Genomic DNA, 13370 nt, shown 5'->3' on the forward strand with positions numbered 1-13370 from the left:
CAGTCGGTCGTGCGTTGGTCCGACACAGACGGTGGCCGCGTTTAACCGCGAGCAACGCATACCCAGACGTATGAGTGAGACACAGTCGAGCGAGCGGATCACGGTCTTCTCGGACTACGTCTGCCCGTTCTGTTATCTCGGACGCGAATCGCTCAGGCAGTACCAGTCGACGCGTGAGGACGAACTGGAGGTCGATTGGCATCCTTTCGACCTTCGGAGCGGGAAGCGCAATCCCGACGGCTCCATCGACCACACCGTCGACGACGGCAAAGACGAGGACTACTACGAGCAGGCCAAGGAAAGCGTCCGCCGGCTGCAAGCGAAGTACGACGTCGAGATGGATCTGGATATCGCCACCGACATCGACTCGCTGCCCGCCCAGATTGCCTCCTACTACGTCAAAGAACACTACGACTACGAGACGTGGCTGACCTTCGACGTAGCCGTCTTCGAGGCGCTGTGGCAGGACGGACAGGATATCGGCGACGAAGACCTGCTGGTCAATCTGGCCGAGGACGCGGGCGTCGACGGCGACGAAATCCGGTCGGCGCTCGCGGACGACGCTCTCCGCTCTGCGGTCCGCGAGAAATTCACTGCGGCCAAGCGCCAGGGCATCACCGGCGTCCCGACGTTCGCCTACGATGGCCACGCCGCCCGCGGCGCGGTTCCGCCCGAGCAGCTCGAACGGCTGGTCGAAGGTGCCTGAGCGAGGCGAACAAAGCGGCATTGCCTGCGCCTGAGCTCACGCGACGCGGTTCCGCAGTGATTCGCCGTGTGTGACCCGTTCGATGTTTTCCTCAACAAGTGCCGCGATGTCCTCGTGATACCGGCTCGTGGACGCGGCGACATGTGGCGTCACGATGGCCGACTCGTGGTCCCAGAGCGGATGGTCGCTCGGGAGCGGTTCCGCCCAGTGGGCGTCCAGAGCCGCCCCCGCAATCGTCCCGTCGTCAAGGGCGTCCAGCAGCGCGTCCTCGACGACGACCGGTCCCCGGGCGACGTTGACGAGGTAGCTGTCAGTCCGCATCTGTGCAAGGAGACTGGCATCGGCCATGCTCTCGGTCTCCTTGGTGAGCGGACAACACAGCACAACGAAGCGCGCGTCGGCGACGGCGGTGTCCAGTTCGTCGGGCGTGTATACGCGCTCGACGTTCTCGGCGGGATCACCGGAGCGGCGAACGCCGACGACGTCCATCCCCAGCGCACCGGCCCGTTCAGCGACGCCCTGACCGATAGTGCCCAGTCCAACCATGCACACCTGCTCGCCAGTCAGCGTGAACGGCGCGTCGTACGGTTCCTGTGTCCAGTCGTTGTCGCGCTGCCGGTCCCGATAGACGTGGAGGCGGCGGGCGAACGCCGTCAGGTAGCCGACGACAGTCTCTGGGACGGTGTCGCCGTGGATACCGGTGCTGTTCGTCAGCGCCGTCCCGGTGGCCTCGTAGGCAGCCACGTCGAACTCGTCGTAGCCCGCCCGGATACCGTGAACCCAGGTGGCGTCCAGAAACGCGTCCCGCGGCGAGAAGGTGACGACGCAATCACCGGCATCGAATGAGGCGTCGTCGCCGACAATCTCGACGGGAATGTCAGGCCCCTGTAGCGCGGCGACCATCGACTCCAGCGGACAGGCCTTCGCAACCGACTCGTGGACAGCGATTCTGGAGATATCCATATCCGTCCCTGCAGCGGAGACAGTATAGTCCTTTTCCGGAACGCGGCAGGGTCTCCAGCCGATCAGTTCCAACGACTACCGAGCGCGTCGACGCCGTCACGGAAGTTCCCGCGGACCTCGTCGTAATGGGAACCCACGGCCGGACCGGGCTGGACCACTATCTTATCGGAAGCGTCGCGGAGACGGTCGTCCGTGAATCACCAGTGCCGGTGCTGACCGTACAGTTGTCTGAGGAGTAAGCCACGGTGGCCAGAGTCCTGCGTGACCGCATCACCCATCGACCAGGCCTAGCCGGGACGGATTAGTAGCTCGGTGGTACGCGGACAACACGAGCGCGTGGAACGCGACGAGGACACCGACACCGACGACGATGACTGCGACCTGCAGCGGGGTCGAGAGCAGCCCTAGCGAGACGATGAGCGTCGTCGCACAGGCCGGCGCGTGAACCGTATCGGTCGCAATCATCCCCCAGCTCGTCACGACGAGCGAGAGCGTCGCACTCGCAACGAGGCGGAGCCCGGCCATCGAGAACGCCGCCGGGTCCGCGACCAGCGAGACGCCTGTTGCGAGCAGGACGTACGCGACAAGCCCAGCGAGACCGCCGATGAGATGGCTCACGACGACGCTGACCAGTCCTGTCCGGTCGCGGTCCCGCTGAAACGCGAGCATGAACGCAGACGGGCCGAGACTCGGGAAAATAAACGGTTGCCCGGTCACCCACGCGAGCGTTCCGAGGACGACAAACAGCACGCCAGCGTACAGGCTCGTCCCGACCCGATGCCGTCGCATTGCTCCCGGTAGGAAACTGGACGGATAAGACAGTCACGGTCCGACAGAGTCGACCCGAGTGGAGACGACAGCGGTCAGAGAGCCGCCATCGTCGTGTCGTCCTCGCTCGGGGCCGACGGTGGCCGCCCACCACTCTCGCGGAGTTGCTCAAACGCGACTGCGATAACCGCAGTGCTGTACAGCGACAGCAGCGGTTGGAAGACGATAGTCGGTAACTGCGAGGCCGGCCCCGAAAGCGCCAATGCGCCGAGGAGCCCGATAGCTCCGCCGAGGAGCCCCGCAGCAACAACGACGATGAACAGCAGCCCAAACAGCGCTATCCGGTCGCCCTCGGTGAGCCGGTAGCTCTCTTTGAGCGCCGCGATGAAGTTCCGATCTTCGACGATGATGTACGGTGCCATGAAGACGAACGCAACGTACGCAAAGATACCGGGGATAATGAGCAATATCGACCCGATGAACACCAGCAGACCGTAGACGAGTCCGCCGACCAGCACGTTCACCATCGCGAGTGGGACATTCCGTGTGAACGCTCCCTCGGGGAAGCTAGTGCGTGCCCCAGCGACAAACGTTCGGAAAGACACGATAGTGAGATACAGTGAGATCACGGAGCTGACAGCGATACCGGCACCAGCAACAGTAAGCGGGATGTCGAAGGTGAGCGGCATAGCTGCGGCAATCTCACCGTATCCCAGTCTGGCATAGGACGTCGCCAGAATAGTGTTTAGCAGTGCCTGCAAGCTAACTATCAGGGCTAAAAACGCTGCGAGTAGTATCCCGCCGGTACGACTGAACAGCCGGTACCCCGCCTCTTCGAGGGCGGAGCCGATTTGGAGGGCCATCGTCGGACCACTTCGACAAGCAATGGCAAAAGTGTTGCTTCAGTGTGACAATGCAACCCAGTTCACACGTCCGATTCCGACCCGCGCTCGACGAACTCGATCAGGTCCTCAGCCGGGACGAATCCGTCGGCACGGCGGTGAATCAGGTCTCCGTCAGCAAATAGCAGGAACGTCGGCACGCTCCGGACATCAAACGCGTCGACAGCATCGAGGTCGTGTTTCGGATTGAACACGATCACTGTGGCGTCAGTGGCTTTCGCAGCGATGTCAAGTATCGGCTCCATCGACTTGCAGATAGTACAGCCAGTTGTTCGGACCATCACCAGCACGCGGTCATCCGTCGCCAGTACGTCGTCGAGTTCGTCCCGTGTTTCGACCGTCTGAACGCTGTGTTCCGTTTTCGTGTCCATGGGGGCAGTACGTGCCACAGCGCGAAGAACCCCGCGACGAGTCACGCTCGTTCGGCCGCAACTGCTGTCCGGGGCCGTCAGTCCTCGATTTCACGGACGACCGACGCGGGGTTGCCCTGAACGACGACGCCAGCGGGAACGTCGTCAGTGACGACTGCGCCAGACCCGATGACGGCGTCGTCACCGACGGTGACGCCCGGGTTGATGACCGCCTGCCCGCCGACCCAGACGTTGTCGCCGATAGTCACCGGCTTCCCGTACTCGACGCCGCTGCGTCGTTCATCCGGGTCGAGCGGATGCGTCGCGGTGTAGATGTGGACGCCCGGCCCGAGCAGGCAGTCGTCGCCGATATCGACCCGGCAGACGTCCAGTACGACGCAGTCGAAGTTCGCGTAGAACCCCTCACCGACGTGGATGTTGTCGCCGTAGTCACACCGGAACGGCGGTTCGACGTGGCAGTCCGCGCCGACCGAGCCGAACAGGTCCTCGATGAGCGCCTGTCTGGTGTCAGTGTCTGCCGGGTCGGTCTGGTTGTACTCCCGGGTGAGTTCGTTCGCACGCTCACGGGCGGCGACGAGTTCCGGGTCGCTCGCGTCGTAGCGCTCGCCAGCGAGCATCTTTTCTTTTTCAGAGGGCATGCCGACCAGCCTCCGGAGTCTCTCTCGCGGTGCAGCGAGGGATAGTCATAGTGGGCTGTCGAAGCGCCCTGATAAGAGATGTTGGGGTCGGCATCGCGTCCCGAAACACGACCCACCCTGCTAGCCCGGAACGGATTTATAGTCGACCGTCGCCTACCATGGTTCGTGAACCGCACGGCAGCGCTCGACGCAGTCGTCTTCGGTGTCGACATCCAGAGCGGCGACGTGCGCGGCGACGCGCCGTCGTACGCGCTGGTGGTCTTCGACGGGGAATCAGTCGAGCGAGACGTGGTCTCGCGGCGGAAGCTCCGCCGGCGCATCGAGGACGAGGAGCCGGCCATCGTCGCGACGGACAATATGTACGAACTTGCCGAGGACAAGGACGCTCTGATCCACGTCCTCGGGTCCCTCCCCGACGAAACGAAACTGGTGCAGGTGACCGGCGACGAGCGGCCCGAACCGCTTTCCCGGGTCGCCAAACGTCACGGCGTCCCCTACGGCAAGGACCCGATGGAGGAAGCCGAGGCCGCGGCCCGGCTGGCCGCCGCCAACGTCGGGCAGGAGGTGTCCGCCTTCACCGATACAACAGAGGTGAAGGTCTCGCGGGGCCGCTCGACCGGAAAAGGCGGGTGGTCAGAGGACCGCTACACCCGGCGCATCCACGGCGCAGTCCGGAAGCGAACGCGCGATATCGAGTCCGAGCTCGACGCTGCCGGCCTGGAGTACGAGCGGGACGTGACAGAGAAGTATGGCGGGTTCTCCAACGCCGTGTTTCAGGTCTCGGCCCGACCACAGGACATCCCGGTATCGAGAGCCCGGTCGGGCGACACGCGCGTCGAAATCGAGCGACAGCGGCGGGACGGCATCGAGTTCAAGCCGCTCGCGAAACGGCGCGACCACGTCGTCGTCGGCGTCGACCCCGGAACGACGACGGCCGTTGCCATCGTCTCTCTGGACGGCACTGTACTGGACGTGTACTCCTCACGCACTGACGACGCCGCCGCGACGACGGAGTGGATTATCGAACGCGGACGGCCCGTCGTCGTCGCCGCCGACGTGACGCCGATGCCAGAAACGGTCGAGAAGCTCCGGCGCTCCTTCAGCGCCGCCGGCTGGGAACCCGACACCGACCTTCCGGTCGACGAGAAGAAACACCGGACCCGGGAGGAGGCGTACGACAACGACCACGAGCGAGACGCGATGGCCGCCGCCCTCTACGCCTTCGACAACCACGCCGACCAGTTCGAGCGCGTCGCGGGCAAGGTCCCGCCACAGTACGATGTCGGACCGGTCATCGACCGCGTCGTCGCCGGCGAGGAGAGCGTCGAAACAGTGTTGCGGGACCTCGAAGACGACGACAGTGAGGACGAGGACACCACGGCGCACGAACCGCGGGAACTCACCGACGACGAGAAGGAGATCAAGCGGCTGAACGCCCGCATCGAACGGCTCGAATCACACGTTGACGACCTCAAAGAGACAATCAAGCGCAAGGACGACCAGCTCTCGGAGAAGGACAAGCAACTGGAGAAGGCCCGCAGCGAGGGCCGGCGCGAGGTCAGAAAAGACCGCGAGGTGACGCGGCTTCAGCGGCGTAACGAGGCCCTCGAACGGAAAGTCGATGAGGAGGAGGAGAAACGCGAGGCGCTGGCCGACAAGCTCGAGAGGCTGAAGGCGCTGTGGAAGCTCGATCACTCGAACTTCGCCGATGTCTCAGAGAAACAGGAGGGGCTGACCCCGGTCAAGGTGGTCGAACAGTTCACCAGAGACGCCATCGCCGACGCTGATGAACGGTTCGGCCTCGTTGAGGATGACATTGTCATGTTCCGGGACGCCTCGGGCGCGGGCCGGTCGACGGCCCAGCAGCTGGCGGATATCGACCCGAAAATCGTCCTCCGGAACGGGAACCTCTCTGACATCGCCGATCAGGTGCTGTTTGATAACGACATTCCTGTCGCGCCAGCGGAGATGGTCACCGTACAGGAAGTGGACGAACTGGCCGTCACCCGCGAAGGCGAAATCGAGGCGGCAATCGAGGACTGGGAAGAGCGCGCCGCCGACCGCCGGAAGGAGCAGAACGCGGAGATGGTCGACCAGATCATCAGCGAACACCGGGCTGACCGGCCGACGAGCGAGAACTAGGTACTGTGTTGGCGGCCGGTGAACAGTCGCTAGCCGGCCCCGCCACCGGTGCGGGACTGCTCCGACAGCGAGCCAGCCGTACTGCGTAGTTATGTCCTTCGGGTGCGTCTGTCTCGCATGGAAGACCAGTGTCGTGTTCTGGCGGCCGCGGTCGAGACTCTCGACGATGTCTTCTACGTCTACGACGCAGACGGCAAACTTGCGTACTGGAACACTCGGCTGAACGAGCTGTTCGACCTGACGGATAGCGAACTGTCGGGCACAGAGCCGACCGAGTTCTTCGTCGCGGATGACCGGGAAGCCGTTGAAGTAGCTCTCGAGGAGGTGTTCGAGTCGGGTCAAACGACCGTTGAAGCGCGGGCCGAGACGACGGAGGGGGTGGTGACGTTCGAACTCAGCGGCCGGCTCCTCACGGCGGACGACGGCACAGTTCAGGGGTTCAGCGGTGTCGGCCGGGATATTACGGACCGGCGGGAACGGGAGTGGCACCTCCAGCGACAGAACGAGCGGCTCACAGAGTTCGCTGACCTGCTGGCACACGACCTCCGGACGCCGCTTGCCGTCACTAGTGGCCACCTCGAACTCGCTGCCGAGGAGCTGTCGGTCGAGCGTATCAACGCCGCCAGAGATGGGTTAGGGCGGTTAGAATCGATTATCGAGGACCTGCGGACCGCAACCAGAGACGGGGCGCTGGCAGCCGACGAGCAGGCCGTCGATATCGCTGACGTGGTAACGACGGCGTGGACCCACGTCGAGACCGACAGCGCAGTGCTGGAACCTCCGCCATCGATACTGATTGAAGCTGACCCAAAGCGATTGCTCCGACTGTTCGAGAACGTCTTCGCTAACGCCGTCACACACGGGCCTGAGCGCAATGAACGCGCAGCCGATGAGGAAGATGGAGGCGACGCCACCGAAATAACGGTTCGCATCGTACCGACACCCGACGGCTTCGCGATCGAGGATGACGGCCGGGGAATCGCTCCCGACGAACGGGAGCGGGTGTTCGAACCGGGCGCGTCACGGGCGGCTGACGGGACCGGCTTCGGTCTCTATATCGTCAGGACAATCGCCGAAGCCCACGGCTGGACAGTGCGTGTCACAACAGGAGAACACGGCGGTGCACGGTTCGAATTCGATATCGATGCGGACACCGCCTGTTAGTCGTTTCCGCTTCAGGGCATCCCGTCGCCGCCCATACCGCCACCGCCCATACCGCCGCCACCCATACCGCCCATGCCGCCACCAAGTCCGAACGCGCCGAGCAGGCTCGTGACGAGGCCGTAGACGACCAGTCCGAGGCCCCCGACGACGAGAGCGATGCCGACGGCGACGATGGGTGCCTTCCACGCGACCAGACCGATGCCGGCGAGCAACACGACGATACCGCCGATACCAACCGCACCGAGTTTATCCAACATACCCGTGTTGGTCCGGCGGGCGGACAAAAGCCCGTCGGTCAGTACTCGAACTCGGTGTCGACGTTCTGTGCCGCCGCGACCATTTCGGCGATAGTGTCCTGCCGGCGAAGCAGCCGCATCGTGTCGCCCTCGACGTCAAAGGTTCCGTCCATCGCGGCGGCGGAGATGTCGAGGTCGCCCTGCAGCATCGTGACCCACTCGCTGTAGGGGCCACGGAACGCGAAGTCGTACTCGGGGTCTGCGACCGTTCCGGCGGCGGTACAGACGCCGTCCTTGATCACAACGACGAACTGTATCGGTTCACCGGTGTAGGCGTCGTCGGCACGGATTTCGAAACAGAATACAGCGGTGAAGTCGTCAGCGCTGTCAGCGAACGCGGCCCGCTCGTTGATCCGGTCGCGCCACGCGGCGGCCCAGTCATCGGCGTCGGTCGGCAGCGTCACAGTCATTGGCAGGCGGTATGCAAGGGGGGCTTTTCTGTGTTGCCTTGTCCTTTCGAGTGCAATACCCGAGAAGTCATCGCTGTGGCTCCGCGGCGAACGCGAGGAAAACTGTCGAGCGAGGTCTCAGCGGCGTGATTCGCCGCCGAGATACAGCCGAGACACCTCGGGGTCGTCGAGCAGCGAGTCGGCCTCACCCTCGAACTTGACCGTCCCCTGGTCAAGGACGAACCCGCGGTCGGAGATGCCCAGTCCCTCACGGGCATTCTGCTCGACCATCAGGATCGACGTGCCGAGTTCGTTGACTGTCTCTACGTCGTCGAACACTTCCTTGGCCGTGTTGGGAGCCAGCCCGGCACTTGGCTCGTCGATGAGCAACACGTCGGGCTCCATCACGAGCGCGCGGGCGAAGGCCAGCACCTGCCGCTGGCCGCCCGAGAGCGTCTTGGCGTTCGCGGTACGCTTGTCGTCGAGGATCGGGAACCGGTCGTACAGTTCGGCCACGGTCTCGTCGAGGCCGCCGTCACGAGCGACTCCGCCCATCCGGAGGTTCTCGTCGATGGTCAGCGAGCCGAACACGTTCTCCGTCTGTGGGACGTAGCCGACGCCGATACGGACGATGTCCTCGGGGGCCATCCCGCCGATTTCGCGGTCGCCGAGACGTACCGAGCCGGTCCAAGGCTCCAGCATACCGAACACCGTCTTGAGAACGGTAGACTTGCCGGCCCCGTTCGGGCCGACGAGACAGGCGATTTCCCCCTCGCCAAGGGTCAGCGAGAGGTCATCGAGCACCTGTACTTCGCCGTAGCCGCTGTCGACGCTGTCGACAGTGAGGATGGGGTCGGTCATTCCGACGGCCCTCCCAGATAGGCGTCGATGACGCGCTCGTCGCTCCGGACCGCCTCGGGTGGCCCCTCAACGAGGACACTTCCCTGATTGAGGACGATAATCGGGTCGGCAAGCCGCATGATGAAGTTCATGTCGTGTTCGATGATGAGGAAGGTGATCCCCTCCTCGTTGAGTTCCTCGATGAACCCGGCGAGTTTGTCGGCCAGCACGGGGTTGACACCGGCGACAGGCTCGTCGAGGAGCAGCAGATCGGGTTCGGCCATCATTCCGCGGGCCAGTTCGACCAGTTTCATCTGTCCGCCCGAAAGATCCGTCGCAGGCTGGGTGGCCAGATCACCGATCTCGAACCGTTCGAGCATCTGCTGGGCCTGTTCCAGCGATCGCCGTTCCTCCTGTTCGACGGTACTTGGCGATGTGAACAACGGGATTATCGATTCCCCGGTCTGGTTGTGTGGCCCCACCAGCAGCGCCTCCCGGACGGTCATCCCCTCCGGTTTTCGTGGCGTCTGGAACGTCCGGATCATCCCCTGATCGGCGATTTCGTGGGGCTTCTGGCCAGTCACGTCGACGCCGTTGACCGAGACGGAGCCTGCATCAGGCTCATAGAAGCCCGAGACGAGGTTGAACAGCGTCGATTTACCGGCCCCGTTCGGGCCGATGAGGCCCGTAATCGTGCCGCGTTCGACCTCGATGGACGCGTCGTCCGTTGCCACGAGGCCGCCGAAGCGTTTCTCCAGCCCCTCAGCACGGAGAACGGGGTCGGCCTTCCCGAGGACGGGGCCGTCGGAGACGAGCGACTGCTCACTCATCGCGACCGCCCCCCAGCGAGTCGGGCCAGATAAGTTCGCGCTCCGGCGGGAGAATCCCCTCCGGGCGGAGCCTGACGATGAAGATGATGAGCAGCCCGACCAGCATGAGTCGGAAGGGCGCGGCACCGATTGGTAGCGCCCCGGTGTCAGTCAGGAAGCGCGTCCCCTGCTGGATAGCGACGATTGTAAACCCACCAAGCATCGCGCCGCGGTCGCTGCCAGTGCCGCCGAGGATAACGGCGACCCAGACGTAGAACGTCGTGATGGGCTGGAGGTCCTGCGGGCTGACGAACAACACGAGATGGGAGTAGAACACGCCCGCAAGCGCCATGATGAGGCTCCCGATGACGAACGCCTGCATCTTGAACGCGAACGTGTTCTTGCCCAGCGTCTCCGCAAGGTCCTCGTCGGTCCGGATTGTCCGGAGGACGCGGCCCCACGGCGACTGGTGGATGCGCCGGAGGAACAGGTAGACGGCCGCGACGATCACTGTGACGAGGACGACGTTCAGGAAGCTGGTGACGACCGACTGACTCATGTTGAACACCGGCGTCCCGCCCACGTTGAACACGTACGGGTAGGTCAGGTCGCCGAGCACAGGCCAGTCGGAGAAAAACAGCGGGATGCCGGTCAGACCGGCGCTGCCCGCCGTCCACTGCGATTCGTTGAGGATGAAGATACGCACGACCTCCGCGAGCCCCAGTGACGCGATCGCGAGGTAGTCATCGCGGAGTTTCAGCGTCGGATAGCCGATGAGTACCGCGAGCACCGCGGCGAGGGCGAGACCACCAAATAGCGCGACGACGGGGCTAACACCGCCGGAGATCGGTGAACCGGACGCCGTCAGCAGTGCGGTCCCGTACGCGCCGAGGCCGAAGAAGGCCGCGACGCTGAAGTTGATCATGCCACCGTACCCCCACTGGACGTTCAACCCCATCGAGAGGAGCATGTACATCGCCGACAGTCCGATGAGATACAGCAGGTACGCTGGTGCGAGGACGCCGGTCAAAACCGCCACGAGCAGGAGCGCAGCGAGCGCGCCGAGCAGTCCCACGACGCCCTTCTCACGAGGCGAGTACGCACCGACATCAAGCGTGCTCATGTCATATCACCTGCGATGCCGCGGGGCCTGACAAGCAGGACCGCGACCATGATGACGAACGCAACAGCCGGCGCGTAGGCGTTACTGATCGGAAGGCCAACATCGCTAAGCAGCGGCGTCAGTTCATGGAGCATCCCGATGAGGAGCCCACCGAGCATCGCGCCGTACACCGACCCGATACCGCCGAGGATGACTGCGGCGAACACGACCAGCAGAATGTTGAACCCGATGCGCGGGTCGAGCTGGCTGTACAACGCGAGGAAGACGCCGCCGGCGGCAGCCAGGGCGCTTCCGACGACCCACATGACAAGGATGACGCGGTCAGTTCGAATACCGCTCACGCGTGCGAGATCGGGGTTGTCAGCTGTCGCACGCATCTTCCGGCCCAGCGTCGTCCGCTGGAGCAGGAGATGTAGGCCGGCGACGAGAACCGCCGCGCTGACGATGATCGCAACGTCTCGCTGTGTCACGGCGACATCAAGTGTGTCAAGCAGCACCGGAATCGGCCCGCTACGGCGGATATCGTACTGCAGGAAGTCCGTCCCGAAGGTCGCCTGTAGCACCGCGCGGTAGACGAACGCCACGCCGATGCTCGTGATGAGCAGCCCGATTGAGTCCGTATCGAGGGGCTTGTACACGAAGATATGGGTGAGGACGGCAACGACGGCGGCAAGCGCCATCCCGACCGCCAGAGACAGGAAGAACCCAACCGGGAGACCGAGAACGGTGCCGCCGAGGCCGCCGAACACACCGAACGCGACGAACGCCCCGTAGGCACCGAGCGTCATCGTATCGCCGTGTGCGAAGTTCGCAAAGTCGGCGATGCTGTAGACCAGCGAGAGACCGATACTCCCGAGGATGATGATACTACTGAAAACGAGCCCGTTTGCCAGGTACTGTAATATCTGCGCCATTGGTGAAAATGGGAAAGGGTTGTGGCCGCGTTAGCCCTCGATAAAGCCGCTGGATTCGTACGCGTGGTCCACAACTTCGAACACCTGCAGCAACCCGACGGGATCACCGTTCTCGTCAAGGTCGATGGGGCCGCTCACGCCGGTATAGTCCACGTCCGACGGAGAGCCACCGTTGGCCAGAATTTCGTGTGCATCCTCGTAGGTGGTCGCCTCCTCACCCTCGGGACGAGTCACGTCCCGGACGACCTCCATGAGCGCCGAGCCCGTGAACTCGTCGGCGGCTTCGATAGCGAGTGCGCTGACGACCACCGCGTCGTAGGCATAGGCCGACCACGACGTTGGTTCCTCGCCGAAGCGCTCTTCGAACTCTGAGACGAACGCCTGGTAGTTCTCGGCGTCCTGCGGGACGCTCGGAACCACAGCTTTCATTCCGTTGAGGCTACCCTCGGGAGCGGATTCGAGGACTTTTGGGCCCTTGACACTGTCACCGCCGTACCAGGCGGCTTGGTCGGTGACACCCAGATCGAACGCCTCCTGGGACATCGTTGCGAACTCCGGCTGGTAGGTGATGAACACCCACGCGTCAGCGTCGGTGTCAGACATCGAGGAGATGGTGCTGCTGTAGGAGGATTGGCCCTGATCGTGGGGTTCATTGTAGACAATCTCCCCGTCGTAGGCTTCGATGAAGGCCTCACCGACGGACTGGCCGTAGTCGTTGTTAATCCAGGCCAGGGCAGCGGACTCGTTGCCGTCCTCGTTGAGGAGCGACGAAATTGCCTCCGCCTGAGCCTTGCCGGCCGGTGGCATCCGGAGCAGGTCCGGGAAGTTCGTCAGGTTCGGGCTAGTGCTGTTCTGGCTGATCTGGACGACGTCCGTGTTCTGGACGACGCTCTCGTGGATGGCCGTGCTGACGCCGCTCCCGACAGTGCCGATGAGCAGCGGGACCCCTTCCTGATTGACGAGCGTCTGGGCTGCGCTGACCCCACCCTGACTCGTACTCTGGTCGTCCTGCTGTGAGATCGCCAGTTCGCCGCCACTGACACCGACGGAGTTGATATCGTCGAGCGCGATTTCCTTGCCGCGCTGGTTCCGCTGACCGAACGCCGACAGTGACCCGGAGAGGCTGTCAACCATCCCGATGGTGTAGGTTTCGGACCCGGAGTCCGTCGAGGAATCCGTCGCGGAATCCGTCGATTCGCCGTCACCCCCATCACCTTCGTCGGGAGCACCACCGGAACAGCCGGCGAGGCCGACGAGCCCGGCACTGGCAGCGGCTTTGATTACGCTTCGCCTGTCAATCGAACGCGTGTCATGGTCGTTCATGGTATACTGATATCCTTTTTCG

16 protein-coding genes are annotated in these 13370 nt (G+C 63.7%); 4 read left to right on the plus strand and 12 right to left on the minus strand.

What is annotated here, in order from left to right:
* Nucleotides 1–70 precede the first annotated feature (70 nt).
* Nucleotides 71–706 (plus strand): DsbA family oxidoreductase, encoded by a 636-nt coding sequence (locus ACODNH_RS09220; protein WP_306709583.1) that lies wholly within the window; start codon nt 71–73, stop codon nt 704–706.
* A 36-nt stretch (nt 707–742) separates the two neighbouring features.
* Here the strand turns inward: ACODNH_RS09220 and ddh are convergent, their stop codons facing one another.
* On the minus strand, nt 743–1669 hold the full coding sequence (ddh, locus tag ACODNH_RS09225; RefSeq protein WP_306709586.1) for a D-2-hydroxyacid dehydrogenase: 927 nt from the start codon (nt 1667–1669) through the stop codon (nt 743–745).
* Nucleotides 1670–1677: 8 nt separating this feature from the next.
* Here ddh and ACODNH_RS09230 point away from each other — a divergent pair, with 8 nt between their 5' ends.
* Nucleotides 1678–1908 (plus strand): universal stress protein, encoded by a 231-nt coding sequence (locus ACODNH_RS09230; RefSeq protein WP_373567967.1) that lies wholly within the window; start codon nt 1678–1680, stop codon nt 1906–1908.
* 31 nt (nt 1909–1939) lie between these two features.
* Here ACODNH_RS09230 and ACODNH_RS09235 read toward each other — a convergent pair whose 3' ends face one another.
* From ACODNH_RS09235 to ACODNH_RS09250, 4 genes are all read right to left on the minus strand, one after another.
* Nucleotides 1940–2458, minus strand: a complete 519-nt coding sequence (locus tag ACODNH_RS09235; RefSeq protein ID WP_306709588.1) for an HPP family protein — start codon at nt 2456–2458, stop codon at nt 1940–1942.
* Between the two features lie 74 nt (nt 2459–2532).
* Nucleotides 2533–3300: a hypothetical protein gene (locus ACODNH_RS09240; RefSeq protein WP_306709590.1), complete on the minus strand. Its 768-nt coding sequence runs from the start codon at nt 3298–3300 to the stop codon at nt 2533–2535.
* 62 nt (nt 3301–3362) lie between these two features.
* Nucleotides 3363–3710: a thioredoxin family protein gene (locus ACODNH_RS09245; protein WP_306709592.1), complete on the minus strand. Its 348-nt coding sequence runs from the start codon at nt 3708–3710 to the stop codon at nt 3363–3365.
* Nucleotides 3711–3787: 77 nt separating this feature from the next.
* The gene (locus tag ACODNH_RS09250; protein WP_306709594.1) at nt 3788–4348 is read right to left on the minus strand and encodes a sugar O-acetyltransferase; all 561 of its coding nucleotides are present in this window, start codon (nt 4346–4348) and stop codon (nt 3788–3790) included.
* A gap of 165 nt (nt 4349–4513) precedes the next feature.
* Here ACODNH_RS09250 and ACODNH_RS09255 point away from each other — a divergent pair, with 165 nt between their 5' ends.
* The gene (locus tag ACODNH_RS09255) at nt 4514–6490 is read left to right on the plus strand and encodes a DUF460 domain-containing protein (protein ID WP_306709596.1); all 1977 of its coding nucleotides are present in this window, start codon (nt 4514–4516) and stop codon (nt 6488–6490) included.
* A gap of 117 nt (nt 6491–6607) precedes the next feature.
* A complete protein-coding gene (locus ACODNH_RS09260) occupies nt 6608–7654 on the plus strand; it encodes a sensor histidine kinase (protein WP_306709598.1) in 1047 nt (348 codons plus the stop codon).
* A gap of 11 nt (nt 7655–7665) precedes the next feature.
* On the opposite strand, the gene ACODNH_RS09265 is transcribed toward ACODNH_RS09260, so the two are convergent.
* From ACODNH_RS09265 to ACODNH_RS09295, 7 genes are all read right to left on the minus strand, one after another.
* Nucleotides 7666–7911, minus strand: coding sequence for a DUF7470 family protein (locus tag ACODNH_RS09265; protein WP_004590621.1), 246 nt, complete (start codon nt 7909–7911; stop codon nt 7666–7668).
* Nucleotides 7912–7949: 38 nt separating this feature from the next.
* A complete protein-coding gene (locus tag ACODNH_RS09270; RefSeq protein WP_005537091.1) occupies nt 7950–8360 on the minus strand; it encodes an SCP2 sterol-binding domain-containing protein in 411 nt (136 codons plus the stop codon).
* Nucleotides 8361–8477: 117 nt separating this feature from the next.
* On the minus strand, nt 8478–9200 hold the full coding sequence (locus ACODNH_RS09275) for an ABC transporter ATP-binding protein (protein ID WP_306709601.1): 723 nt from the start codon (nt 9198–9200) through the stop codon (nt 8478–8480).
* Entirely contained in the window at nt 9197–10009 is an 813-nt protein-coding gene (locus tag ACODNH_RS09280) for an ABC transporter ATP-binding protein (protein WP_434531276.1), read from the minus strand. Before ACODNH_RS09280 ends, ACODNH_RS09275 begins: the two co-directional genes overlap by 4 nt.
* Entirely contained in the window at nt 10002–11111 is a 1110-nt protein-coding gene (locus tag ACODNH_RS09285; RefSeq protein ID WP_434531277.1) for a branched-chain amino acid ABC transporter permease, read from the minus strand. The genes ACODNH_RS09280 and ACODNH_RS09285 overlap by 8 nt, the downstream gene beginning before the upstream one ends.
* Nucleotides 11108–12025 carry a branched-chain amino acid ABC transporter permease gene (locus ACODNH_RS09290; protein WP_434531278.1) on the minus strand — a complete coding sequence of 306 codons (918 nt, stop codon included), beginning with the start codon at nt 12023–12025 and terminating at the stop codon, nt 11108–11110. Before ACODNH_RS09290 ends, ACODNH_RS09285 begins: the two co-directional genes overlap by 4 nt.
* 30 nt (nt 12026–12055) lie before the next feature.
* Nucleotides 12056–13348, minus strand: a complete 1293-nt coding sequence (locus tag ACODNH_RS09295; protein WP_306709609.1) for an ABC transporter substrate-binding protein — start codon at nt 13346–13348, stop codon at nt 12056–12058.
* Nucleotides 13349–13370: the final 22 nt, after the last annotated feature.

The organism is Haloarcula sp. NS06, from assembly GCF_051122755.1.
Taxonomy (GTDB): Archaea; Halobacteriota; Halobacteria; order Halobacteriales; family Haloarculaceae; genus Haloarcula.

Coding starts and splice junctions, on each gene's coding strand:
- ACODNH_RS09220 (WP_306709583.1), top strand. CDS start 71: ATGAGTGAGACACAGTCGAGCGAGCGGATCACGGTCTTCTCGGACTAC.
- ddh (WP_306709586.1), bottom strand. CDS start 1,669: ATGGATATCTCCAGAATCGCTGTCCACGAGTCGGTTGCGAAGGCCTGT.
- ACODNH_RS09235 (WP_306709588.1), bottom strand. CDS start 2,458: ATGCGACGGCATCGGGTCGGGACGAGCCTGTACGCTGGCGTGCTGTTT.
- ACODNH_RS09240 (WP_306709590.1), bottom strand. CDS start 3,300: ATGGCCCTCCAAATCGGCTCCGCCCTCGAAGAGGCGGGGTACCGGCTG.
- ACODNH_RS09245 (WP_306709592.1), bottom strand. CDS start 3,710: ATGGACACGAAAACGGAACACAGCGTTCAGACGGTCGAAACACGGGAC.
- ACODNH_RS09250 (WP_306709594.1), bottom strand. CDS start 4,348: ATGCCCTCTGAAAAAGAAAAGATGCTCGCTGGCGAGCGCTACGACGCG.
- ACODNH_RS09260 (WP_306709598.1), top strand. CDS start 6,608: ATGGAAGACCAGTGTCGTGTTCTGGCGGCCGCGGTCGAGACTCTCGAC.
- ACODNH_RS09265 (WP_004590621.1), bottom strand. CDS start 7,911: ATGTTGGATAAACTCGGTGCGGTTGGTATCGGCGGTATCGTCGTGTTG.
- ACODNH_RS09270 (WP_005537091.1), bottom strand. CDS start 8,360: ATGACTGTGACGCTGCCGACCGACGCCGATGACTGGGCCGCCGCGTGG.
- ACODNH_RS09275 (WP_306709601.1), bottom strand. CDS start 9,200: ATGACCGACCCCATCCTCACTGTCGACAGCGTCGACAGCGGCTACGGC.
- ACODNH_RS09280 (WP_434531276.1), bottom strand. CDS start 10,009: ATGAGTGAGCAGTCGCTCGTCTCCGACGGCCCCGTCCTCGGGAAGGCC.
- ACODNH_RS09285 (WP_434531277.1), bottom strand. CDS start 11,111: ATGAGCACGCTTGATGTCGGTGCGTACTCGCCTCGTGAGAAGGGCGTC.
- ACODNH_RS09290 (WP_434531278.1), bottom strand. CDS start 12,025: ATGGCGCAGATATTACAGTACCTGGCAAACGGGCTCGTTTTCAGTAGT.
- ACODNH_RS09295 (WP_306709609.1), bottom strand. CDS start 13,348: ATGAACGACCATGACACGCGTTCGATTGACAGGCGAAGCGTAATCAAA.